This window comes from Maribacter algarum (ex Zhang et al. 2020) (assembly GCF_005885635.1).
Taxonomy (GTDB): domain Bacteria; phylum Bacteroidota; class Bacteroidia; order Flavobacteriales; family Flavobacteriaceae; genus Maribacter_C; species Maribacter_C algarum.
Genome location: NZ_VATY01000002.1, coordinates 458046 through 483634 on the forward strand (window position 1 = coordinate 458046; position 25589 = coordinate 483634).

Sequence of the window (25589 nt, forward strand, 5' to 3'; positions counted from 1 at the left end):
CCAGTACCGCTTATTATGAAAAAAACGTTTATCCTAGTTCTAATTTGTTTCTGTTTTGACGGATTAGCACAACAAGTTCTGAGTGAGGCAGATCGCGCTAGAGTAGTGGATGAAATTCTTGTAGATCGTTTTGACAACCTACTACCACAGCTAATGGATATGGCGGATATCGACATGTGGATTCTTATTTCAAGGGAATACAATGAAGATCCGGTTCTTAGAACAATGCTTCCATCCACTTGGTTAAATGCAAGGAGAAGAACAATTCTTTTGTTTTACAGGGATAAAGCTAAAAATACAATTGAGAAGTTGGCCGTTGCCAGATATAATGTCGGAGAGAATATTATGTCAGCATGGGATAAAGAAAAGGAACCTAACCAATGGAATCGTTTGATGCAATTAATAGAGGAACGGAATCCGAAGAAAATTGGATTGAATTTTTCCAAAGACCATAATATTGCTGACGGATTAGATAAAACCGACTATGATGAGTTCATTCAGAATCTTCCGAAAAAGCATCGGAAAAAAGTAGTTTCCGCAGAGCAATTAGCCGTCCGGTGGATTGAAACCCGCACATCCCGCGAAATGATAATTTATAATCAATTGGTTGATGTAACCCATGATATTATTGCGGAAGCATTTTCAGAAAAGGTGATTACTCCCGGAGTTACTACAACCACAGAGGTGGAGTGGTGGATGCGTCAAAAAGTAACGGAACTCGGTTTAGAGACCTGGTTTCATCCAACGGTTGATGTACAACGTTCGAGTGAAGAACTGGTCGGTCATTTGTATTCTTTTTCAGGAAGGCCTGATGATATGGTAATCCTTCCAGGAGATTTGTTGCACTGTGATTTCGGCATTACATATTTACGATTAAATACTGATTGCCAAGAGTTGGCCTATGTTTTAAAGCCAGAGGAGAAGAAAGCACCAAAATTTTTGGTTGACGGTTTGGCAGCAGGAAATCGTGTACAAGATTTTCTAACTTCGAATATGGTTGCCGGAAGGACAGGCAATGAAATTCTGGCTAAAGCCTTGTCGGAGGCAAAAACGGCTGGTTTACGTCCTTCGATATACACACATCCCCTAGGCTGGTATGGTCATTCCGCTGGTACTACCATTGGTATGTGGGATTCTCAGGGGGGTGTGATGAAGGATGATGGGGAGAACTACCCTTTAAATCCAAACACGGTTTATGCAATTGAATTAAATACGACGATTACCATTCCCGAATGGAAACGAGATATCCGAATCATGCTAGAAGAGGCAGGATTTTTTGGAGAAACTGGTTTTAGATATGTCAACGGGCGCCAAACCGAACTACTATTGATTCCAAGGGTCAAGACCCATCAAGGAAATTAAGCGGCAACTATTTTAGTAAATGGCATGCATTTTGGTGACTTAGTTTGAAATCAAGCCATAAAAAGATCGCAACCCTATCAATTGATTAAGTACTAGTATTCAATAGTTATTTAGGGCTTTTTTTACCAATTTTTTTTCAATAGGAATAATTATAGTGTTGAAATGTAACATTTCAAATAAAATTCAGTCCTATAATAGAATTCTAAAAGGTATCATAAAAGCGAAGAAAGATTAACACATCTTTAATAGAACAATGTCTTATGTGATATTATTTTCGTCTGTAGTTTAAACCAACAAAAAATCGAAATTCATGACTATGAAAAAGTATTTCCTATTTTTTTTAACAAGTATTATTTGTCTCGCCGCCAATGCTCAAGATACCGATGAAGGATTAAAAAGGATTTCAGGTATTGTTTTTAACAATAGTGTTCCGCTACCCAACGTAACGGTTAAGGTAGTTGATGGAGAAGAGGAAGTCATAACCGACAGCAAAGGTCGCTATGACATACTCACTAAAGTAGGTGATATTATTAGTTTCGATTATCCGGGTATGGATCAGGTGAAGAAGGAAGTTAGGGAAAGCACTTTTACTTTAAACGCCACACTCAAGATGACGGTTCAGGAATTAGATAACGTTACAGTTACCAAGGAAAAAAAGACAAAGAGGACACAAGAGGAACTATTTCAGGATTACGAAACAGACCCAGGTATAATCAAAACTAGCTTCGGAATATTAGACAAAGAGACATCTGGAGTAGCAATGCAAGTTGTTGATGGAAGCCAATTGAGCATGGCATCCGGTGATATTGTTAATGCAATCTCGAATCAATTTTCAGGTATTACGGTTAAGGGCAATGATGGGTTTTCCGGTTCAACCGGTGCTGAAATTTTCATGAGAGGTGGTGGTTCTATTGAAAATGCCACACCTGCGGTATTCGAAGTAGATGGTAATCTTTTTACTACCCCGCCACTGTTTTTAGATATAGGGAGTATCAAACGTATTGCCAAGCTTTCAGGCCTCGCTGCTACATCACGTTATGGGAGTGTAGCACAAGGAGGAATATTTATTATCAACACAATATCTGGAACAGTAACAGGTAAAGGAGGAGGGAAACCTGTAGATCGCGCCTTGGCAAAAAACAATGATTATAAAGGTGGTGCATTAAATCAAGCCCAAATTCGAAAAAATTGGCCTGAATATTTGAAGACCTTATATGCAAGTAAGAACTTTGAAGAGGCTAAGAGTAATTATGAAAGTAATGCTGGTAAATATGCAAATGCGGCTCATTACTTTGTTGATGCCTATGCTTATTTTTCAACCAAATGGCCTGGGGAAAAGTTTCAAAAAACCATCTTGGAAGCAAATAAAACCAAAATTGAGAATAATCCAGTTTGGTTGAAGGCTTTTGCCTATTTATTGCAAAGTGATTCAGATTCGAAAGGGGCCGTTGAAATGTATAAGAAAGTGTTCTTGAAAAGATCTAACTATGCGCAATCTTATAGAGATTTAGCAAATAGTTATGTCGAAGCAAATGAAATTCAGAAAGCCGCGAATCTCTATGCGCGATACAACAAACTGCTGAAAGATGAATTTTTACAGGTCGAAGAGGAAGGTGCCCATCCTATTATAGATAGGGAGTTTAATTCTTTCCTTGTAAATAACGGTAGCTCATTTATGAGCAAGGCGGACATGAATCTAGCTAAAAGTGAAGTTGTTGATGCAGGAATACGTCTAGTTTTCGAATGGAATGATGAGCAGGCAAACTTTGAGCTACAGTTTGTTAATCCAGAAAAGAAATTCTTTAGGTGGAGTCCTCCATATGACGAACAAATGATGTCACAAAACGGTGAAGCTCCAAAGTCCAATATCGTTGAGTATTTTATAGATGACACCCTACCAGGTGATTGGCAGGTCAATATGAAGTATAGAGGTAATGAGAGCGGTGCTCCTACGTATGTAAAAGTTACAGCCTACTTCAATTATGGAGAGAAAAATGAAAGAAAGAAAGTAGAGGTGTTTCGTTTAGCACTTAAAGATGTAAATCAAAAACTATTTGAATTGAATGGCAGTAATTTAGCGGTGTACAAGTAAGTCAAAAAAGGTATTTATTACCTATTAAAGCGATAACAAAATGCCTGCAACTAAGAAAAATAGTTGCGGGCATTTTTATGGCCATAAGCTAACCTGGTCATGATACTTGAAACTGATGGATTATCACACTTGAGCACTTGTTTTTGTACGTATTTCCCTGTATTTTAAAAGGGAGCTATATTTTTTGTTTTGAGAGTTTGCTTCTTTCCGTGTTTAAGAAAATGGGGATATCCTAAGAAAATCAAATAAAAAACGATAATAATTCATCAAAAAACACAAAAAATAGAATAAATCGAATCAAATCAGTAAAATCGATAAATTTATGTTAATAATGGCATATTATTTGATGCTTTTTTTGAATTCACTTTAAACTATTCAACTATGAAAAATCTCGTCACATTCTTTTTGCTGATTTGTTCCTTAACAGTTGTTCAAGCACAATCAAAATACATCAAAGGGAAACTGACCCATTTTAATACTCCCTTAGCCAATGCAGAGATTCGTATTTTGGATTCCGAAACATTAGTCAAGACCAAAACAGATGGTTCCTATTCTATTTCTGCAGAAATAGGCGATGTAATAAGTTATAGTTATCCCAGTCTAGAAACTGTAGAAATCATAGTTGAGGATGTTACCACAATATTGAATGTTCAAATGACCCAAAAGATTGAGGAGCTAGATGAGGTTGTTGTCAAAGGGAGCAATAGAAAAAGCCAAGAAGAGTTAGCCTTGGAATATCCAACAAACCCCAATTTAATACGAACGGCTTGGGGAATCTTAAATAAAGAAACTTCTGGTGGCACAATTCGATTTTTACCCAAAGAGCAGATTACCGATGTTAGTTTATGTATTCTTGATTTATTACGGAATGAAATGCCAGGAGTACGTGTTTTTGGAGATTGTATACAAGGTGGTGGAGTGACAATTAGAGGAGTAATGAGCCTTACTCAATCGAATACGGCTATTTACGATGTGGATGGCCAAATATTCCAAGACACTCCGCTATGGATTTTACCTGCCGCTATTGAAAGAGTCGCTGTACTTAGTAGCCTTTCAAGTACCGCGCAATATGGTACTGCAGGTGGTGGAGGGGTAGTAGTGATTAATACGAAGGTAGGAACCGTTGGTATAGGCTCGAGCAAACTTAAAGATCAGGCTCGACTCAGAAATAACAAATATCAAAATGATGCTCTAAATGAAGCGTCTATCAATAAAAATCTACCAACTTATTTAGAAGAGTTGTACGCAAGTTCTAGCATAGAAATTGCGAAAGAAATATATTTAAAAAACAGAGCTCTATATAGAAATGCCCCGCATTATTTTTTAGACGCTTACAATTACTTTATGTCAAATAGAGAAACAGAATACGCGAATCAAATCATCGAAAATCAAATGTATCTTTTTGAGGACCATCCCGTATACTCAAAAGCTTTGGGCTATCATTTAGATGCACATGGTGAACATGAAAAAGCTAAAGATCTTTACGAACAAGTTTTCATTTTGAGGCCGAGTTATGCGCAGTCTTATCGTGATTTGGCAGAAAGTTATCGAGAGGTAGGAAATTATAAGAAATCAGCTAGTATGTATGCCAGACATAATTATCTTTTAAATGAAGGTTTTTTAAGTTCTGATAGTGTCGGAATACTTCCTGTGATTGAAAGGGAATCTGAAAATTTGTTAGCACTGGAAGGGGATAAGGTTATAGACGGTGGGAAAATAACAAGACGCCTTGCCAAGTATACAGAATTCGACGGAACTCGTTTGCTTTTTGAATGGAACGACAGTGAAGCCGAATTCGAGCTACAGTTTGTTAATCCGGAAAAGCACTTTCATACTTGGAAGCATACAATGTTAGCCAATTCAGAAAGGATTAAAGATGAAAAAGAGAAAGGCTACTCCTGTCAGGAGTTTTTGGTCGACGGCTCATTACCTGGTATATGGCGGGTTAACATGAATTATAAAGGGAACAAGAAGTTAGAACCATCCTATTTGAAGGTTACCAGGTATTATAATTATGGAAAACCTTCCCAACAAAAAAGGGTGAGTGTCTATCGTTTGGGACTCAAAAATGTAAATTATCAATTGTTTGATTTGGTTAACTCCAGCAGTACTTCTTCAAATTAGACCCCATGAGAAAATTTCTATGCACTTTGGCATGCCTTTTTGCGTTCTTAGGACTTTCTCAGGAAACCAAGAATACCATTAAAGGAACAATTACAGATGGGGTTAGTCCTTTACAAGGTGTCAGTATTGTTATAAAAGGCACTGAAATAGGAACCCTTTCAGACGAGAGGGGAATTTATATTATTGAAGCGCAGCCGATGGATTTCTTAGTCTTTTCTTTTGTCGGAATGAAAACCGTGGAAATACTAGTGCAAGATGTTACCACAAGGCTCAATATAGAAATGCAACCGGATGTCGAAGAATTAGACGAAGTCGTAGTTACTAAAAAGAAGAATAGATATTCCCAAAAGGACTTGGCTATTTCTTATGCAGTTGACTCTACAATTGTCAATACATCATTAGGGTACTTAAATCCTGATACTGCTTTTTTTGAGTTCTATACATTGGCAGGAGATGATCTAAAAGGTTCTCCAGACGTTTTTGAAGCGTTACGTCGAAAACTACATGGCATTCGTATTAAAACAGTAGAATTTGGTGATAAAGCCATTTTTTTGAATTCACGCACCAGTACGAGGGCTATTTTTGAAGTTGATGGAAGCTTAATGAATCAATTACCTCCTGGTATAAAAATTGAAGATATTACACGAGTAGGCGTTATGTATGGAGATCAAGCATTAATACGTTTCGGAAGAAAAGCAGCGGGTGGTGTTATTTTTATAAATACTAAAAATGGCTTACATGGAGCCCGTGAAGGAAACACAAAACGGCCTTATGATCGTGCTAAACTCCGTAATAACAAATACTATGATGATGCGATAACCCAAGCTGCCAATCAAAAAGGATACCCAGATTATTTACAAAAACTCTACAAAAGTGAAAATTCAGAAGCCGCTCTTAAACTGCATGAAAAGTTCAAAAACAGTTATAAGAATTCCCCATATTATTTTATTGACGTATATCAATATTTTATGACTAAAGCTTATCCAAGGGTAGCCGTAGAAATACGAAATGAAGCTATAAAAACAATTGATGATAACCCAGTATTGTTGAAAGCATGGGCATATCATATGGAGTCCAATAAAGAAGTGAAAGAAGCAAATGAGCTTTACGAAAGGATATTTGTCCTAAGGCCAAAATATTCGCAATCATATTTAGATATGGCAAGTAGCTACCGTGATATTGGGAATTATAAAAAATCTGCTGCTCTTTTTGCCAGATATAATTATTTGGTAGACCAAGGGTTTTTAAAATCTGATAGTTTAGGAATTTCCTCAATAATAGAGAGGGAGGCAGAAAACCTTCTTGCAATAGAGGGTGATAAAGTGATGGAAGGGGGAAAGACAACGAATCGTTCCGAAAAATACACCGAATTCGACGGAACGCGTCTACTTTTTGAATGGAATGATAATGAAGCTGAATTCGAACTTCAGTTCGTGAATCCCCAAAAACACTATTATACCTGGGAGCATACTATGGAAGTGAACCCGTCAAGAATTATTGACGAAAAGGAAAAAGGATATTCTTGTGAGGAATTTTTGATAGATGGTTCGCTGCCCGGCAAATGGCAGATAAATATCAATTATAAAGGAAACAAGAAGTTAGAACCTTCTTATTTAAAAGTTACGACCTACTACAATTACGGCGATACTTCTCAAAAAAAAGAAGTCAAAGTGTATCGATTGGCTCTAAGAAATGTGAACCAACAGCTGTTTGATTTAAATAATTCTGGGATTGTTTCGGCGAATTAGTTGAAGCAGGCTAACTTTCTTTTTTTGTTTTCTAGATCTTATAAACTTTGGGTCGTATAATTATGCGGTTGCTTAACAAGCATAAAATTCATAAATTAAGACAAAACCAACCATTATGAACAGGCTTATTATAATAGTAGTTTTAATTTTTCCCTTCCTTACTTTCTCGCAGCAAGAAATACAAATTTCCGGTTACGTTACTGATGGTGAGAGTCCGTTGGAAAAGGTGAATGTATATATTAAAAACTCGGCAGTTGGCACCTACACCGACAATAAAGGGTATTATGAACTAACAGTTTTTAACAATGATGTTCTTATTTATTCCTATCAAGGTAAAGTGAGTCAGATTCATAAAGTGAAAGATATTTCAAGGACCCATAATGTGGTATTGCTTCCAGAAATTAATGAATTAGATGGTGTTACTGTCCAGAAAAACAGCTATCGCGTGAGGTCCCAGAAGGCCTTGTTCGATGCTTACAATATCCAACAGGATATAGTAAAAAGTAAGTTTCTTTTAATGGATAAAAAGGTTTCTGGATATTCGATGGAGATAAGGGAGGGTGATGAAGTAAATAATGCTTCGGGAAATATATTGGCCGTATTGCAAAATTTGTTTGCTGGAGTAAGAATATCAAAAAGAGGCAGTCCCGAAGAAAGAACAAGTCCTGATGATCCTGATGGCGTAATCTATTTACGTGGTTCCGGATCCATTTTAAATCCTTCGCCAGCCGCTTATGAGGTCGATGGTGCAATTTATCAAGATCCTCCATTTTTTGTTGACCTTACTAATATCAAAAGAATTGCCAAGGTTCCAGGCCTTGCCGGTACTTCGATGTATGGTTCTGTCGCTCGAGGCGGCCTATTTATAATTAATACGAAATCAGCAAATTATTCTCCAAGCAAAGCCCAGTTGGCTTTTAGGGCGGAACAAAACTCTAAAAAGACCTATCAGGCCAAAACAATCAAACAAAGTCAAGAAGTTAAAAACTGGCCTCTTTATCTGAAGGAGTTGTATGGTTCGAAGAATTTTGAAAGTGCAGTTACTACCTATGCCAAATACAGGATGGTTTATCAAAATGAGTCGTACTTTGTTTTGGATGTAGTGAATTATTTTCTTGAAACGTACTTCGATAAAGGATTCCATAATCAAGTTATTGATGAATCAGGAATTCTAGATAAGAAAGATATTGAGTTATTACGTGGTTTGGGACTAATTCTTCAGCATTACGGTGATAATGAGGCCGCTACCAAAGTATATGTTGATGTTCTCAAACATTGGCCACATTCTCCGCAATCTTATTTGGATTTGTCGCAGATGTTCACGCAAACGGATAAAGCCCAAAAAGCCTTATCAATTATAGGGCGATATGAACGTCTTATTGAAAACAAAATACTTTCTCCTGAAATAGATGGTTCTCATGAAATCCTTGTAACCGAGTTTGCAAGTTTGGTTAAAAATTTAAGGGATGAGAAAATAGACCTTGAGTCAAATTCCAACGAAACAAAGGGAACCCGAATCACGTTTGAATGGAACGATGACCAAGCAGGTTTCCTTTTTCACTTTGTAGATCCCGCCAAGAATTTCTTTGTTTGGGATAACTCAATGGAAGAATCAGAGCTAAGACACACGAATTTTCCTCAAGTTGCTACATCAAAAGAGTATTATATTCCAGAAAATGCTCAAAATGGAGAATGGAAAATCAATGTAAATTATCTGGGGAATACTAGAATCAAACCGACCTATCTTCGAGCTACTATTCAATACGATTTTGGGTTGGCCACAGAAAGATTAGAAACTAAGCTTTACCGACTTTCAATTAAAGGTCAAGTACAAGAATTATTTACCTTACAAAAAAGTAATCTTCTCGTAGGTTCCTATTAGAAAGATTATACCTGCAAAACTCCAAGATTAAAAGGCTTTTCAATCGGTGCATGATTAGCGGCCTCAATCCCCATCGAAATCCACTTACGGGTGTCTGTCGGTTCGATGATAGCATCCGTCCACAAACGAGCGGCAGCATAATAAGGGGAAACCTGATTATCGTAACGGTCTTTGATTTTATTAAAAAGTTCTGCCTCCTTTTCTTTAGTAATGGTTTCACCTTTCTTTTTTAAAGAGGCTGTTTCGATTTGGAGTAATACCTTAGCGGCTGAATTTCCACTCATTACAGCAAGTTCAGCGCTTGGCCAAGCAACAATTAGTCTTGGGTCATATGCTTTTCCACACATGGCGTAATTTCCTGCACCATAACTGTTTCCGATAACTACGGTGAATTTTGGAACCACGGAATTACTAACCGCATTTACCATTTTTGCGCCGTCTTTGATGATTCCACCATGCTCGCTTTTGCTTCCCACCATAAATCCGGTTACATCTTGCAGAAAGACCAATGGAATTTTCTTTTGATTGCAATTGGCAATAAAACGAGTGGCTTTATCCGCAGAATCGGAATAGATAACCCCGCCAAATTGCATTTCTCCTTTGGCGTTCTTAACCACCTTACGTTGATTGGCAACAATGCCAACGGCCCATCCATCAATACGCGCGTAACCTGTTAAAATAGTTTTTCCGTAGTCTTCTTTGTATTGTTCGAATTCAGAATTATCAACCAAACGATTTATGACTTCGAGCATGTCATATTGGTCATGACGCATTTTGGGTAGAGTGCCATATAATTCTTTAGGGTCTAATTTGGGCTTCTGGGCTTTCTCACGATTATAACCAGTCTTGTCAAAATCGCCAATTTTTCCAACGATATTCTTAATCTTATCTAGGGCATCTTTATCATCCTTAGCCTTATAATCGGTAACACCGCTAATTTCGCAATGGGTGGATGCACCCCCAAGAGTTTCATTATCTATGGACTCCCCAATTGCCGCTTTTACCAAATAGCTTCCGGCTAAGAAAATACTTCCGGTTTTATCAACTATCAAAGCTTCATCACTCATGATGGGCAAGTAGGCCCCACCTGCGACGCAGCTTCCCATAACTGCTGAAATCTGGGTAATTCCCATACTACTCATTACGGCATTGTTTCTGAAAATACGTCCAAAGTGCTCCTTGTCTGGAAATATTTCATCCTGCATGGGTAAGTATACACCTGCACTATCCACCAAATAAATGATGGGAAGTCTATTTTCAATAGCGATTTCTTGAGCACGTAAATTTTTCTTTCCCGTAATAGGAAACCAAGCACCAGCCTTTACTGTCGCATCGTTTGCAACAACAATGCATTGCTTACCTTTAATATGACCTATTTTAATAACGACCCCACCTGATGGGCAACCTCCATGCTCTTCGTACATGCCTTCGCCTACCAAGGCCCCAATTTCAACTGCTTTAGAATCATCATCCAAAAGGTACGCTATACGCTCTCTCGCTGTCATTTTTCCTTTGGCATGTTGCTTTTCAATGCGACTCTTTCCACCACCTAACTTTACTTGGGCAAGGCGTTTTTTTAGTTCTGAGACTAGTAATTTATTATGGTCTTCGTTTTTATTGAACTTAAGGTCCATGTATGTTTTAGTTTCAATTATGGCATAAAGATAAGTACTTAAATTGACTACTTTTGAGGAAATAATCGTAGTGTATGAAGAGCTCAATAGGATGGGGCATACTAGGTCCAGGTAAAATTGCCCAAAAGTTTGTTGATGACCTGAAATTGGTGAAAGATGGTAAATTGATCGCTGTTGCTTCACGATCTTTGAAGCGTGCTGAATCTTTTGTTCAAAAGAATGATGCCGAGTATGCTTTCGGTAGTTATGAAGAACTTTTTAGCTGTGATACTGTTGATGTGATTTATATAGCAACGCCTCACACGGGTCACATGGAATGGACAATCAAAGCCATGCAAGCTGGAAAACATGTCTTGTGTGAAAAACCTTTAGGAATAAATCTAGCTGAGGTACAAGAAATGATTTCTACAGCCAGGGACAACAAGGTCTTTCTGATGGAGGCATTATGGAGTCGTTTCAATCCCGCAATTCAAAAGGTAAAACGGTTTATAGATAAGGGGAAACTTGGTCGAGTAAGCTATTTAAACGCTGATTTTGCTTTTTACGGATTGAATGCAGATGAAAAGGGGCGTATATTGAATCCGGATTTGGCAGGAGGTTCCATTCTAGACATCGGTATTTACCCGGTATTTTTGGCGTATTTAATTCTGGGGAAGCCGCTGCGAATTCATTCCACTTCGAATTTTCATAAAACGGGAGCCGAAATACAGACCTCAATGATTTTTGAATATGAAGAGGCACAAGCCATTTTGTATAGTGGATTGACTTCAGAATCATCAATGCGAGCAGAAATTCAGGGGACCAAGGGTTCTATTTATATCGATCCCAGATGGCATGAAACAGATGGATTTTCAATATATATTAAGAATTCTGAAAAAAGAGTCGATTTGCCCACTAAAGGCAAAGGATACTCGCATGAAATCGAGGAAGTTCATTATTGCTTAAAAAAGGGCAAATTGCAAAGTGACCTATGGAGTCATCAAAATAGCATCGACCTTATAAGCCTTCTAGATGAAGTGAGACGGCAGTCTGGTGTTGTTTTTCCATTTGAATAATAAAGTGTTAAATCATCGGGGTATTTCCTGTATTTTTCACGATATTTGACGCTACCACAAACCAAACCAACCAAAAATTTACACGATGGGAATGAACAAAAATACCGTGCTCGCTTGGGCGACTTTCATAATGATTTTAGTAGGTTGTGCGCTTATTGCACTTGGTGCCTTCAGATACGATGATGTCGCAGGATGGGGCTTTGCTTCGGTAGGAATCGGATTTTTTGCCATCGCATGGGTTTTTAATGCCCTTAAAGGAAGAGTTTAAGAAGCTCAATTTCAAACACAAATTTCAAATTCAAATTCAAAAATACATTTATAAATGTCTGACGATAAAAAGGTCATTTTTTCAATGTCTGGGGTGACCAAGACCTTTAAAACTGCTAATACACCGGTACTCAAAAATATATACCTAAGTTTTTTCTACGGAGCTAAAATTGGTATACTAGGACTTAACGGTTCTGGTAAGTCTACTTTGCTAAAGATTATTGCTGGAGTGGATAAAAACTACCAAGGTGATGTTGTTTTTTCCCCTGGTTATAATGTAGGATACTTGGAACAAGAGCCGCAATTGGATGAAGATAAGACCGTTCTGGAGATTGTAAAGGAAGGTGTGGCTGAAACTGTAGCCATACTTGACGAGTACAACAAAATCAATGATATGTTCGGCTTGCCGGAAGTTTATGAAGATGCGGATAAGATGCAGAAGTTGATGGATAAGCAAGCGACCCTGCAGGATCAGATTGATGCTTCCAATGCCTGGGAGTTAGATACCAAGCTAGAAATTGCGATGGATGCCTTAAGGACCCCGGATTCCGATAAGAAGATTGGTGTACTATCCGGAGGGGAAAGAAGGCGTGTTGCGCTATGCCGATTGTTGCTTCAAGAACCTGAAATTCTACTTTTAGATGAGCCTACCAACCATTTAGATGCTGAATCAGTACATTGGTTAGAACATCATTTGGCCCAATACAAGGGGACTGTTATCGCCGTAACACACGATAGGTATTTCTTGGATAATGTGGCGGGCTGGATTCTTGAATTGGATAGGGGAGAAGGAATTCCTTGGAAAGGCAACTATTCTAGTTGGTTAGATCAAAAATCAAAGCGTTTGGCTCAGGAAAGTAAATCCGCATCAAAACGTCAAAAAACCCTGGAGCGAGAGTTAGAATGGGTTCGTCAAGGTGCTAAGGGCAGACAGACAAAGCAAAAAGCACGTTTGAAAAACTACGATAAACTCATGAGTCAAGACCAAAAGCAACTTGATGAGAAGCTCGAAATCTATATTCCAAACGGACCACGATTAGGCACGAATGTAATTGAGGCCAAAGGAGTTAGTAAAGGCTATGATGATAAATTGCTTTATGAAGACTTGAACTTTACCTTGCCTCAAGCGGGAATTGTGGGTGTTATTGGTCCGAATGGTGCTGGTAAGACCACCATTTTCAGAATGATAATGGGTGAAGAGACCCCTGATAAGGGAGAATTCGTAGTTGGGGATACCGCAAAACTCGCTTATGTAGATCAGAAACATTCCAACATCGATCCTGAAAAAACGATTTGGCAGAACTTTTCTGATGAACAGGAGTTGGTTATGATGGGCGGACGCCAAGTAAATTCCAGAGCCTATTTAAGTCGTTTCAATTTTTCGGGGAGTGAGCAAAACAAAAAGGTAAGTATGCTTTCTGGTGGTGAACGTAACCGTCTTCATCTAGCCATGACGCTGAAAGAAGAAGGTAATGTTTTACTTTTAGATGAGCCTACTAATGATTTAGATGTCAATACTTTACGTGCATTAGAAGAAGGTCTTGAAAATTTCGCGGGATGTGCGGTGGTTATTTCGCACGACAGATGGTTTTTAGATAGAATCTGTACGCATATCTTGGCCTTTGAAGGAGATTCCCAAGTGTATTTCTTTGAAGGTTCATTCTCAGATTATGAAGAAAACAAGAAGAAACGTTTGGGTGGGGATTTGATTCCGAAACGTATTAAGTATAAGAAATTGATTCGATAATCGTTACTCCCTGTCAGTTCGAGCGGAATCGAGAACATGTAAGTTGAGAATACATCTCGACTCCGCTCGATGTGACGGAGACTTTAATAGGTATCATTAGGATACCAATCCAGCTGCACAACTTCTAAATCCGGATTTCCTGCATAGACCATTGCTTTAAATTTGGCTAAATCACTAACATCAGGTCTTCCTCTATAATGATATGGGTATACCTGCTTGGGTTTGAACTCTAAAACAGCACTTGCAGCACTTTCGGGAGTCATGGTATAGGGTAAGTTCATGCAGATAAAGGCTTTATCAATATGCTGCAAAGCCCTCATCTCGGGAATATCCTCTGTATCTCCCGAGAAATAAATACGTTCTCCTCCAATATTGAGTACATATCCGTTTCCTCTTCCTTTCGCATGAAATTTTAACGCTTCTTCTCGAAGATTATACATGGGTATGGCTTCAACGGTAATTCCATAGCGCTCTTTGGAATCTCCGTTGTCTAAAATATCAAGTTGAGGTGTAAAATCACTAGGAATTTTATCCGCTACGGCCTGCGATACCATAATTTTTGCTTTTGATGTGTTTAAAGCTTCCAAGGTTTCAACACTTAAATGATCTCCATGAACATCCGTGATGAGAATTAAATCGGGTTGTTTTTGGCCTTCAAAAGCTTCCGAGCCGCCAACGGGATCCATATATATGGTAATGTCATTCCATTCTAAAATGGCAGTCGCATGTTCTATTGGAATGATTTTTATTGTAGCTTCCTGTGTTTTCGCCCCTGCGGTAGAACCTTCTTTTTTGGCTATATCAATTGGCTTCGCGTACTGTTTTTCTTTGCATCCGGTAAGTAGGACACATCCTATTAGTAGTATGAGCGTTCTTTTCATCATTATATAAATCTATATTAAGTTTTTATCTACTTGAGATTTCTAAGGCCACTTATAAATCTTTTTAAAGAAAGATAATAATTCAAACGAACATCGTGCGGCAGACTCCGTGCATCCAAACTCTTCACCCTGCTAAATTCAGCTCCATCTTCACATCACTTCGGGCATAGGGCAAATCTTTTTCAAGTTCTACATCTTTAAATCCGTATTTGCGATAAATATGTAGTGCGGTGGGGAGTTTTGTACTGGAATACAGCGTGATAGCCTCCCATTTATTCTTTTTGGCAAAATCAATAGCAAAGGATAGCAGTTGTTGACCGATTCTTAGTCCCTGATAATTTGTATCCACCGCCATTTTTCCCAACTCAAAATGATTATTCTTATAAGGTATGAGAGAAAAGCATCCAACAATGGCATTTTCATATTCCGCCATAAAAATATAACCACCAACACCTAAGATAGAATTCTCACAATCACTTAGAAGGACTTCATCTTTAGGCTCTACATAGAAGTATTTTTCAAGCCAAGCGATGTTTAAATCCTTGAAATGACCAGCATATTTAGACTCAAAAGGAAATATTTTCAAAGACATACTTTTTTTTGAACTAATGTGTTTCATCGATAAAGTTAGGACTTTCAACGGATTGGGTTTCACTTCAATCTAATTTTTTTCATCCAAAAAATCTAAACTGAAAATCCAGCCGTATATAGACTGATACAAACAAATACTTATTCACAAATTAACGAGAGTAATTAATTTTTACATTATGACTGAAACAAAAAGTAACAACGGATTAAAGGTATTAGCTGGCTTGCTTGGCGTAGTACTATTAGGTGTTATCATCTATACAGTTAGTCTTTATCAAGAAAAGAAAAAGAACGAGGCTGTATTATCTTCAGAAAAAGAGTTGGTAGTTGAAGATTTAAATAGCTTAAAGTCTGAATATGACAAAGCGATCTTAGAGAGCAACGCTACAAACGAGGAGCTAGTTTCTGCTAGAGATAATATCGCAAAATATATCGATTCTGTTAAAACTATGAAAGCGGATATTTCTTCTTTATCTAGATACAGAAGACAGGTGAGCGTTTTAAAAGCTGAAAGAGCGCAGTTATTGAAGCAAGTTGATTCTTTAAAGACATCAAACACTTTAATAGCCATGCAACGTGATTCTACATACACTGAGTTAGAAAAGCAAACTGTCTTCAATGATTCTTTAGTAGTTCAGAATACGCAATTGGCTGATGTAGTTGAAAAAGGTTCAGCTTTGAATTTGAATACTTTTAACGTGGATGCTGTAAAGGAGCGAAAGAGCGGAAAATTAGTTTCTACTTCTAGAGCCAAGTCTACTGACAAATTTAAAATTTGTTTTACCATAGCGAAGAATTCGATTGCTGGAGCTGGTGACAGAGAGTTTTTCTTGGAAGTTCTTGATCCTCAAGGAAACGTATTAGGTGAGAGCTATTCTAAAACAAATGATGCAGGTGCCTCTGTAACATACAGTAAAGGAACCAACTTCTATTATGAAAATAAAGCTTTAGATGTATGTGATTATATCAGTAAGCCAGCTGGGGATTTCCAAAAAGGAAATTACATGGTGAACGTTTATGATGACGGACTAAAGTTATTGGGAACTTCTAAGTTCACATTGAAGTAATTATACACTATCCATTAATAAAAAGGGGTCAATCTTTAAAGATTGACCCTTTTTTTATGTTTTAGATTAAGGTTACCAGTTGTGATTTTCCAAACCCTAAAGGGATTTAAAACAGGTTGATTTGGGATTGAAAATAGAAAGAAGTCCACCCTTTCGGGTTGGGGTATGCTTTTTCTATTTCAAACTCCCAACCATGTTCTCAGGTTTTACCCATGCATCATATTCTTCAGCAGTAACATAGCCAAGGTTAACGGCTTCTGTTTTTAATGTGGTTCCGTTTTTATGCGCTGTATTTGCTATTTCTGCGGCTTTGTAATAGCCGATTTTAGTATTCAAAGCAGTAACTAACATTAAAGAATTGTTCAGTAGTTCTTTGATCACTTCACGATTTGGTTCGATTCCCGCTGCGCAGTTTACATCAAAACTTACGCAGGCATCCCCAATAAGTTCTGCGGATTGTAGAATGTTTGCCGCCATCATTGGCTTGAATACATTTAGTTCATAATGCCCCTGTGTACCACCAACACTTATAGCCACATCATTACCCATTACTTGTGCGCAAACCATAGTAAGCGCTTCACATTGGGTAGGGTTCACTTTTCCTGGCATAATAGAACTTCCAGGCTCATTTGCAGGAATTACAATTTCTCCAATCCCTGAGCGAGGCCCTGATGCCATCATGCGAATGTCATTCGCAATCTTGTTAAGAGATACTGCAAGTTGTTTTAATGAACCATGGGTTTCTACAACGGCATCATGCGCCGCCAAAGCTTCAAACTTGTTGTCTGCTGTTTTAAATGGTAAGCCTGTGAATTCAGCAATATATTTCGCCACAAGAACATCATATCCGGCCGGAGTGTTAAGTCCCGTGCCAACAGCTGTCCCACCAAGAGCTAGCTCACTAAGATGATCTAGAGTATTTCGTAAGGCTTTAAGTCCATGGTCTAGTTGAGATACGTAACCCGAGAATTCTTGACCCAAGGTTAGGGGAGTAGCATCCATTAAATGGGTGCGACCTATTTTGACGACATCTTTAAATATTTCGGATTTCTTAGCTAGTGTATCGCGTAATTGGGTCACTCCAGGAATGGTGGTTTCAACAATTTTCTTATAGGCGGCAATATGCATTCCTGTAGGGAATGTATCATTAGATGATTGGGATTTATTGACATCATCATTGGGTTGAATCGTCTTTTCGCCTTCTCCTATTACTTTACCGGCCATTTCATGTGCACGATTGGCAATTACTTCATTCACATTCATATTGCTTTGTGTGCCAGAACCAGTTTGCCAAATGACCAAAGGAAACTGATTATCGTGTTTTCCTTCTAAAATCTCATCACAAACGGCAGCTATCATATCACGTTTTTCCTCAGATAAAGCCCCTAATTCACAATTGGTATATGCCGCTGCCTTTTTTAAATAAGCAAATCCGTAAACCACATCTAGAGGCATTGAGCCAGCAGAACCTATTTTAAAGTTATTCCGCGAACGTTCGGTTTGTGCACCCCAATATTTATCAGATGGGACTTCAACCTTACCCATCGTGTCTTTTTCTATTCTAAAACTCATGTTTTGGTGATTTTTCAATTCTTACAAAGTTAGCGGTTTGCAATTTTATTTCCTGTTGGGAATAAAATAAATCGCTAATTTTTTCGATTTTGATTTGCAGTATGTATTCTTTTCAAAGTATCTTTGTATTATAAAATTGATATTCATGTTCGAATTCGACCAGTATTTAGGATTTTTAGCATTCTTAACCATACTTACCATAGGATTTTGGTTAATGATTTTTTTGTTGACCTTTGTGGTGCCTTACTGGCTAGTCGGAAACATTAGAGAACTTTTAAAAGAAAAGCGTGATAAGAAAAGAGCCGCGCGAAATGCATAGAAATTAAAAAGCCGTCTGAATTTTCAAACGGCTTTTTAATTATCGGTAATCAGTATTTTGTGACTGCGAACCAAATTTATCCTTGTTCCTCAAATTCTCCTTCATCACCACCTCCACGACGATCTCCACCACGCTTCTTCTTTTGATTGAAACGATACGTGAAGGATAAATTGACACTACGAACCCGTCTTTGAGACTCGCTTTCGTTTTGGAAAAAAGGAGTAAAGGTTTCACTGATAAACTTTCGGCTATTAAAAAGGTCCGAAACATTTAGCGCAATAGAAGCTTTTTCCTTTAATAAATCTTTGCTGAATGCTAGACTCACAGATGCTATTCCTTTACTTCTTGACTGAGCAGTTTCCCTTGGTCCGCGATAAAAGAAACGGGTTTGCCAATCAATACTGTTAAACAAAGTTATTTTATTATTTAAACGAATAAACCAACTCACATTTTCTGCATCAAAATTTTGTCCATTAAAATCACCTCTAGTAATGAGATTAAACATATTGAAATTGGCATTTACGTTCCAATTTTTATTGGGTCGATAGCTCGTTGTAAACTCAAATCCATATCTATCATTCTTAGACAGGTTTACAGGGGTTCTTCTCAAAATGCTAACTTGTTGACCATCAAAAAATGTGTCTTCACCAGTATCCTCGGTGATAAAAGTAATTACGTCCGTTGCCCTCTGAAAATAAATAGAAGTGTTTAGGGTAACCTTTTCAAATCGGTTAAGGTATCCGAAATCAACTTGATTGCTAAAAGAAGGGGTCAACTTTGGGTTTCCTTGAAAGAGATTTGTGGGGCTCGATCTTGATGGAAATGGGTTTAAAAAAAACGATCTCGGTCTTCGCAGTCTTCTATTATAACCGAATGATATGCTTTGCTTTTCTGTAAATTCATAGTTCAGATTCAAGGTAGGAAAGAATCCATCAAAATTATTTCTGGCGAAATCATTGCTTTCGATTTGATTTATTATCAACCTTGTAGCCTCATATCGCAATCCTGCAAGGTAATTGAACTTTTTGATTTTGCTGCCAAATTGGGCATAAACCGCATTGATGGTTTCTTTGAAATCTAAGACATTACTTGGATTAGTGATGCCTAGTTCATCAATAGTTGGTTGAATAAAAGCAACATCATAATCAGTTTCTAATCTATTGAAGTCACCTCTGTATCCCATTTCAAATTGATGGTTCTCACCAATAGGCAGAACATAATCTGTTTGCATGAATACCCGCCTTTGGTCTTCAGCGGTTCTTACTGTTTCGCTATCAAAACCATTTTGCTGAATAAGTGATGCTTCCACCTCTTCACTGGTTTCATACTGAAAAGCATAGGTGAGCTTATGGCCTGAATCGTTGAATTTCTTGTCGTAATTGAAAGAATATTGAAAGGTGTTATCATCTTCGGTTTCAGCATCGAACCGAAAGCCACTGGTGCGATTTAAATCAATATCTTGTTGCGAAAAATCATTGGTCGTTTCGCTAGAGTTATCAGAACTTCTGATAAAAATACTTTGCGTTATGGATGAAGTTTCATTTACATACCATTCGATACCGAAATTGGCATTAATTCCTTTTCTCAATCTTTCACTTTCGCCAACTTCTGTTATACTATTGGTGAAATCACCATTTTGATCAAAGAAGTTGGTATTATTAAACCGATTCCCAGGTCCTAGTCTATAGTTATAGCCCGTGTTGGTAAAAATGTTTACATCGCCGGTACGATAATTCAGGTTACCATTCAAACCGTACCGGGTTGGATTTCCAAGATTTGCGGTTAGCGCTCCGTTAATACCACTAAGCTTGCTTCTACGTAATATGATATTGATGATTCCACCTGAACCTTCAGCATCATAACGAGCAGATGGCGAAGTGATTACTTCTACCTTTTCAATAGATTCAGCTGGTAGTTGTTGAAGTGCCTCAGTCGAATTCAACCCAGTAATTGCCGAGGGTTTGCCATCAATCAAAATTCTGACGTCATCATTTCCCCTAAGCTGAACGTTACCCTCAACGTCAACTGAGACGGAAGGAACGTTATCAAGCACATCACTTACGGTTCCACCACTTACGGTGAGGTCTTTTCCGACATTGTATATTTTTTTATCTAAACGGATTTCTACTGTCGTTTTTTCGGCAATTACTTCGACGCCTTCTAACTGGGCCACATCTGGGGCAAGTTTTATAATTCCTAAATCTGTAGAGGTACGAAAAATTTGTGCTTTCAACTTATATGAAGTAAAGGAAATATATTCAACGCGTACATTGTAACGCCCCGGCATAGTTTCAACGGAAAATTTTCCCTCTGCGTTAGTAATACCCCCTGTTATTTTTGTGGTATCGCGAAGACTTTGTAATACCAAAGTAGCATATTCTAAGGGTTCGTTGGTTTCCTGGTCTAGAACGGTCCCGGAAATTACGATCGGATTTGGTCTTTGTCCTCCTCTGCCTTGTGGTCTTTGTGCGTAAGTTGTAAATACAAAAATAAAAATGCTAAAGGCTAGGAGTTTCTTCATATTATTCTTTGGATTTCTTCTTTTTCTTCTTCTTATTTCTGCGCTTTTCTTCCTTTTTCATCTCCTTCTGCATCTTAGCAACACCATCTTTCTGCATTTGAACAAAAGCTTCATACTTTTCGAGAGGAAGCCCAGCTTTTAGTTCTTCATCCTGCCGCACAGTTATTTTTTCATAGGCTTCACGCATTTTGTCCGCAGGAAGCTTTAAAATCTGTAACTCAATACGCTCTTGAACATATTTTTTCAAAGTTGTGCTTAAAACGGCTTTTTCAAATTCGTCTAGTCCTAGAGTTTCTGCAATTGCGGGCATTTCACCATCTACTATTTCCGCTGCTGTCTTAGGTTCTGGTGCTTTGGGTGTTGAAGGCCCTGCCTGAGGAATTGCGGTTCTACCTCGACCATACATTCCTCGTCCACCATAACCGCCGTAGCCGTAACCACCTCCGCCATAGCCATATTGTGCTTGTATTTCTGATACTCCTAACAAAAGGATAAATAGTACGATTAAATGTTTGATATGGCTTTTCATAGGATTGAACTTTATGTTGATTTCAAAATTAGACGAAGGTTTAACCGAGATTGGTTAAATATTTGTTAAAACAAAGAAGCAACAAATGTACCAAATCTCTGAAAATGAATAGATAATTATGAATTTATAGAATGGATTTAATTTTTTCTGGAGGACGACCAATAATTGCTTTGCTACCATTTACGACTATTGGTCGTTCTATTAATTTTGGATGTGCTAGCATTGCATCTAAAATCTCATCATTTGAAAGTGACTTCCCACGATAGTTTTCTTTCCAAATTGCTTCATTTTTTCTAAGCAAATCTTCCGAATTTATTCCTAATAGGTTGATTATTGATCCTAGTTCTTCTTTTGTGGGTAGGTTTTCCAAATATTTGATTATTTCAAAATCCTTTTTAGATTCTTCTACAATTTTCAATCCCTCACGCGACTTTCCGCATCTAGGGTTGTGATATATTTTAATCATGATTTTCTGTTTGTGTTTTTGTTTGGATTTATATATTGGTAAATAAAGCTTTAATAAATCGGAATGATGAGATTAGATTACCTACATAGGAACTACCATCTAACTTAGAGCGCTTTGTTAATCCTCATCCTTCTGTCCCATTGCCATCAAATAAGCTTTCAAAAATCGGTCTATATCCCCATCCATAACTGCGTCAACATTTCCGGTTTCTTCTGAGGTACGCACATCTTTCACCAATTTATACGGATGCATGACATAATTTCGAATCTGTGAACCCCATTCAATTTTCATTTTTGAGGACTCAATCTCCTGACGGGCCTCCATCTTCTTTCGTAGTTCGATTTCATACAGTTGAGATTTTAGCATTTTCATCGCGGTAGCTCTGTTGTCATGTTGACTTCGGGAGTCCGAGCAAGAGATCTGGATACCAGTAGGGTGGTGTACCAATTGTACCTTGGTTTCTACCTTATTTACATTCTGCCCCCCTGCACCACTAGAACGTGCTGTGGTTATAGTGATATCCGCTGGATTCACATCTACCTCGATACTATCATCGACCAAGGGATACACATACACCGAAACAAAAGAAGTATGCCTTTTAGCATTACTATCAAAAGGAGATATTCGAACTAAACGATGTACGCCGTTTTCACCTTTAAGCCATCCAAAGGCAAAATCACCATCGATTTCTAAGGTTACTGTTTTAATTCCCGCAACATCGCCCTCTTGGTAATTGAGTTCTTTTACTTTGTATTTATTTTTTTCCGCCCACATCATATACATACGCATGAGCATGGCAGCCCAATCACAACTTTCTGTACCACCGGCACCAGCAGTAATTTGAAGAACAGCCGGGAGCTCATCACCCTCTTCAGAAAGCATGTTTTTAAATTCCAATTTTTCAAGATGGTCCACGGTTTTCTCGTACTGAACCTGAACTTCTTCTTCAGAAACTTCACCCTCATGTTGAAATACTATTAGTACCTCAAGGTCTCCAACTAGGGATTTTGCAGCATTGTAGTCATCAACCCATTGTTTTTTGGATTGAATGAACTTCATATGTGCTTGTGCTTCTTGGGGGTTGTCCCAGAAATTAGGAGCCAAGGTTTTTTCCTGCTCGTTTTCTATTTCAATAAGTTTCGCATCAATGTCAAAGATACCTCCTTAACGCGCCAAGGCGATCTAAAAGACCTTTGTAGTGGTCCGTAGTAATTGTCATTCTAATTCCTTTTCGGCAAAAATAGGCTTTAACTCTTGTTGTGCAATCAAATTTATCTAAATTTAGTGCTGACTAATTCTAGAAGATACTACCGTTATGAAAAACTATCTACGCCTAACATTTCTATTTGTTTTCGCCACAACGCTAATAAGTGCTCAGTTTGCAGAAAAGAGCAAGGATTTTCAAAAATTTAATGGACTTTTCAATTTCCAATATGATGAAAAAACGGATAAGATTTATTTGGAAGTGGCTGATTTGGAAAAGGAGTTTCTATATGTTTCTTCTTTGAGCAGTGGTATCGGTAGTAACGATATTGGTTTGGACAGGGGACAATTAGGAAGCACGCAAGTGGTCTTTTTCAAGAAAGCGGGAAACAAGTTGTTGCTTGTACAACCAAATATGACTTTTAGGGCTTTGACGGATAATGCTTTGGAGAAGAAATCAGTTGAGCAAGCCTTTGCAAAATCTATTTTAGGCGGATTTAAAATAGAGGAGGAAAAGGGAGGGAAGTATATTATTGACATCACCGATTTCTTAATGCAAGATACCCATGGTGTTGTTGGCCGGCTAAAACGGAATAAACAAGGTTCGTATAAGCTAGATAAAACGAAAAGTGCTATGGCTTTGGGACGCACAAAGGCCTTTCCAAAGAATATTGAGTTCGATATCACTTTAACTTTTGCTGGTAATCCTGAAGGAAGAAATATTCGCTCGGTAACGCCAAACGCCAAGTTGGTAACGGTGGCACAACATAATTCGTTTATCGAATTACCTGATAATGGATATAAACAACGTGAGTTCGATCCGCGGTCAGGAGCATCTCCTTTTATGTATTACGACTATGCTACTCCAGTTGAATCCCCAATTTTAAAACGTTTTATCCGAAGACATCGTTTGGAGAAAAAAGACCCGACTGCCGCGGTTAGTGAAGCCGTGGAGCCTATTATTTATTATTTGGATAACGGAACACCTGAACCCGTCCGTTCTGCTTTATTGGAAGGTGGAAGATGGTGGAACCAAGCTTTCGAAGCAATCGGGTACAAAGATGCCTTTCAAGTAAAGATTCTGCCCGATGATGCCGATCCGTTAGATGTGCGCTACAATGTAATTCAATGGGTACACCGTTCCACACGTGGATGGAGCTATGGCGCAAGTGTAACTGATCCAAGAACAGGTGAGATTATGAAAGGTCATGTGAGTCTGGGAAGTCTACGTATTCGGCAAGACTTCTTAATTGCTCAGGCATTAATGAATAAACCCTATGCTGAACGCGACGACAATCATCAACCGATGCTAGAAATGGCGATAGCACGTATTCGTCAACTTTCGGCACACGAAATCGGACATACCTTGGGCTTTGCCCATAACTATGCCGCTAGCACGACCAATAAGGCTTCCGTGATGGATTATCCTCATCCGCAATTCTCGGTAAAAGATGGTGCAATTGATTTTTCAAATGCATATGCCGTCGGAATCGGAGATTGGGATAAGGTTTCTGTTGCCTATTCCTATGAAACATTTCCTGCTGGAGCAAACGAAAAGGAAGGTCTAAATAAGATTTTAGAAAAGTCAGCTGCGGATGGATTACGATTTATTACGGACCAAGATGCACGTCCGCAAGGAAGCGCACACGTTTTGGCACATTTATGGGATAACGGAAAAAGTGTTAGTGAAGAATTAGATGCGATGCTGAATGTTCGTAAAACTGCAATCGACAACTTTTCAATTGATAATATTCCTACAGGTCAACCCAATACAGTTTTAGAGGATGTATTTGTTCCTCTTTACTTTTTTCATAGATATCAAACTGAAGCTGTTGCTAAAGTTATTGGAGGTTTAGAATATAATTATGCAATAAAAGACGATGGACAAGAAACGGTTCGAATAGCAGACAAAGCGATGCAGGAAAAAGCGTTGAAGAGTATACTTAAGACTTTGGATGCTTCGGTAGTTGCTATTCCTAAAGAAAAACTAAGTCTATTCCCGCCAAGAGCTTTTGGGTATGGAAGAACAAGAGAATCCATTAATAGTAAGACAGGAGTTTCTTTTGATGCACTTTCCGCAGCTGAAACGGCAGCAGAAATGACGCTAGGATTGTTGTTGCATCCTGAAAGAGCAAGCAGGTTGATTCAGCAAAAATCTATTGATTCCAAAAATTTGGGACTTGAAGAAGTTTTGAATAGTGTTGTAAAAAGCACAATTCAAAGAGCAAATAAAGATTCCTATTTAAATGAGGTACAGCAAAATATCAATTTTCGAGTTTTGTTTCATTTAATGAATTTGGCGGCTCATAAGAGTGTTCATCCTCAGGTTAATGCTATTGCAAATGCTGCTCTTAGAAAGCTATCTCTAGATAATCTTGGAGACTTGGGTAATGCCAACAAGATGGAAATGTTGAGACGGATAAATGCATTTACGAAAGCTCCTGAAAAGTTTGAAGTGATTCCGACCCCTAAGCTTCCAGATGGTTCACCCATTGGAATGAGCTGTTTTCACTAATGAAAAAAAACACAAAC

The 25589-nt window shown here is 38.1% G+C and carries 19 protein-coding genes; 11 read left to right on the forward strand and 8 right to left on the reverse strand.

Going from position 1 to position 25589, the window contains the following annotated elements:
• The first annotated feature begins 15 nt into the window (after positions 1-15).
• The 5 genes from FEE95_RS10900 to FEE95_RS10920 all read left to right on the forward strand — a co-directional run bounded on the left by FEE95_RS10900 (position 16) and on the right by FEE95_RS10920 (position 9208).
• The gene (locus FEE95_RS10900; protein ID WP_138657975.1) at positions 16-1362 is read left to right on the forward strand and encodes a M24 family metallopeptidase; all 1347 of its coding nucleotides are present in this window, start codon (positions 16-18) and stop codon (positions 1360-1362) included.
• 316 nt (positions 1363-1678) lie between these two features.
• Positions 1679-3454 (forward strand): SusC/RagA family TonB-linked outer membrane protein, encoded by a 1776-nt coding sequence (locus FEE95_RS10905; protein WP_138657976.1) that lies wholly within the window; start codon positions 1679-1681, stop codon positions 3452-3454.
• A 381-nt stretch (positions 3455-3835) separates the two neighbouring features.
• Entirely contained in the window at positions 3836-5578 is a 1743-nt protein-coding gene (locus FEE95_RS10910) for a TonB-dependent receptor plug domain-containing protein (RefSeq protein ID WP_138657977.1), read from the forward strand.
• 5 nt (positions 5579-5583) lie between these two features.
• The gene (locus tag FEE95_RS10915; protein WP_138657978.1) at positions 5584-7326 is read left to right on the forward strand and encodes a carboxypeptidase-like regulatory domain-containing protein; all 1743 of its coding nucleotides are present in this window, start codon (positions 5584-5586) and stop codon (positions 7324-7326) included.
• A 115-nt stretch (positions 7327-7441) separates the two neighbouring features.
• A complete protein-coding gene (locus tag FEE95_RS10920) occupies positions 7442-9208 on the forward strand; it encodes a carboxypeptidase-like regulatory domain-containing protein (RefSeq protein ID WP_138657979.1) in 1767 nt (588 codons plus the stop codon).
• A 5-nt stretch (positions 9209-9213) separates the two neighbouring features.
• Here FEE95_RS10920 and FEE95_RS10925 read toward each other — a convergent pair whose 3' ends face one another.
• Entirely contained in the window at positions 9214-10842 is a 1629-nt protein-coding gene (locus FEE95_RS10925; protein WP_138657980.1) for an acyl-CoA carboxylase subunit beta, read from the reverse strand.
• A 74-nt stretch (positions 10843-10916) separates the two neighbouring features.
• Between FEE95_RS10925 and FEE95_RS10930 the strand changes: the two genes are divergently transcribed.
• From FEE95_RS10930 to ettA, 3 genes are all read left to right on the forward strand, one after another.
• A complete protein-coding gene (locus tag FEE95_RS10930) occupies positions 10917-11897 on the forward strand; it encodes a Gfo/Idh/MocA family protein (RefSeq protein ID WP_138657981.1) in 981 nt (326 codons plus the stop codon).
• Positions 11898-11982: 85 nt separating this feature from the next.
• Positions 11983-12165 (forward strand): CAL67264 family membrane protein, encoded by a 183-nt coding sequence (locus FEE95_RS10935; protein ID WP_138657982.1) that lies wholly within the window; start codon positions 11983-11985, stop codon positions 12163-12165.
• A 54-nt stretch (positions 12166-12219) separates the two neighbouring features.
• Positions 12220-13911, forward strand: a complete 1692-nt coding sequence (ettA, locus tag FEE95_RS10940) for an energy-dependent translational throttle protein EttA (RefSeq protein WP_138657983.1) — start codon at positions 12220-12222, stop codon at positions 13909-13911.
• 83 nt (positions 13912-13994) lie between these two features.
• Here the strand turns inward: ettA and FEE95_RS10945 are convergent, their stop codons facing one another.
• Both FEE95_RS10945 and FEE95_RS10950 read right to left on the reverse strand, forming a co-directional pair.
• Positions 13995-14792, reverse strand: a complete 798-nt coding sequence (locus FEE95_RS10945) for an MBL fold metallo-hydrolase (RefSeq protein ID WP_138658592.1) — start codon at positions 14790-14792, stop codon at positions 13995-13997.
• A 124-nt stretch (positions 14793-14916) separates the two neighbouring features.
• Positions 14917-15384 (reverse strand): GNAT family N-acetyltransferase, encoded by a 468-nt coding sequence (locus tag FEE95_RS10950; protein WP_138657984.1) that lies wholly within the window; start codon positions 15382-15384, stop codon positions 14917-14919.
• Positions 15385-15559: 175 nt separating this feature from the next.
• Between FEE95_RS10950 and FEE95_RS10955 the strand changes: the two genes are divergently transcribed.
• A complete protein-coding gene (locus FEE95_RS10955) occupies positions 15560-16447 on the forward strand; it encodes a hypothetical protein (protein ID WP_138657985.1) in 888 nt (295 codons plus the stop codon).
• 174 nt (positions 16448-16621) lie between these two features.
• Here FEE95_RS10955 and fumC read toward each other — a convergent pair whose 3' ends face one another.
• The gene (gene fumC / locus FEE95_RS10960) at positions 16622-18019 is read right to left on the reverse strand and encodes a class II fumarate hydratase (RefSeq protein ID WP_138657986.1); all 1398 of its coding nucleotides are present in this window, start codon (positions 18017-18019) and stop codon (positions 16622-16624) included.
• Between the two features lie 145 nt (positions 18020-18164).
• Between fumC and FEE95_RS22130 the strand changes: the two genes are divergently transcribed.
• Positions 18165-18338 (forward strand): hypothetical protein, encoded by a 174-nt coding sequence (locus tag FEE95_RS22130; RefSeq protein ID WP_171037030.1) that lies wholly within the window; start codon positions 18165-18167, stop codon positions 18336-18338.
• 76 nt (positions 18339-18414) lie between these two features.
• On the opposite strand, the gene FEE95_RS10965 is transcribed toward FEE95_RS22130, so the two are convergent.
• The 4 genes from FEE95_RS10965 to prfB form a co-directional block, all read right to left on the reverse strand.
• Positions 18415-20859 carry a TonB-dependent receptor gene (locus FEE95_RS10965; protein ID WP_138657987.1) on the reverse strand — a complete coding sequence of 815 codons (2445 nt, stop codon included), beginning with the start codon at positions 20857-20859 and terminating at the stop codon, positions 18415-18417.
• 1 nt (position 20860) lies between these two features.
• Positions 20861-21388, reverse strand: a complete 528-nt coding sequence (locus FEE95_RS10970; protein ID WP_138657988.1) for a hypothetical protein — start codon at positions 21386-21388, stop codon at positions 20861-20863.
• 124 nt (positions 21389-21512) lie between these two features.
• Positions 21513-21854: an arsenate reductase (glutaredoxin) gene (arsC, locus tag FEE95_RS10975; protein WP_138657989.1), complete on the reverse strand. Its 342-nt coding sequence runs from the start codon at positions 21852-21854 to the stop codon at positions 21513-21515.
• Between the two features lie 117 nt (positions 21855-21971).
• Positions 21972-23073 (reverse strand): peptide chain release factor 2 gene (gene prfB / locus FEE95_RS10980; protein WP_138657990.1). Its coding sequence is split into 2 segments (ribosomal slippage): positions 21972-23006 and positions 23008-23073, totalling 1101 coding nucleotides; the frame shifts between segments, so codons are not numbered across the junction.
• A 96-nt stretch (positions 23074-23169) separates the two neighbouring features.
• On the opposite strand from prfB, the gene FEE95_RS10985 reads away from it, so the two are divergent.
• Complete coding sequence (locus FEE95_RS10985) at positions 23170-25572, forward strand: zinc-dependent metalloprotease (protein ID WP_138657991.1); 2403 nt, start codon at positions 23170-23172, stop codon at positions 25570-25572.
• Positions 25573-25589 lie beyond the last annotated feature (17 nt).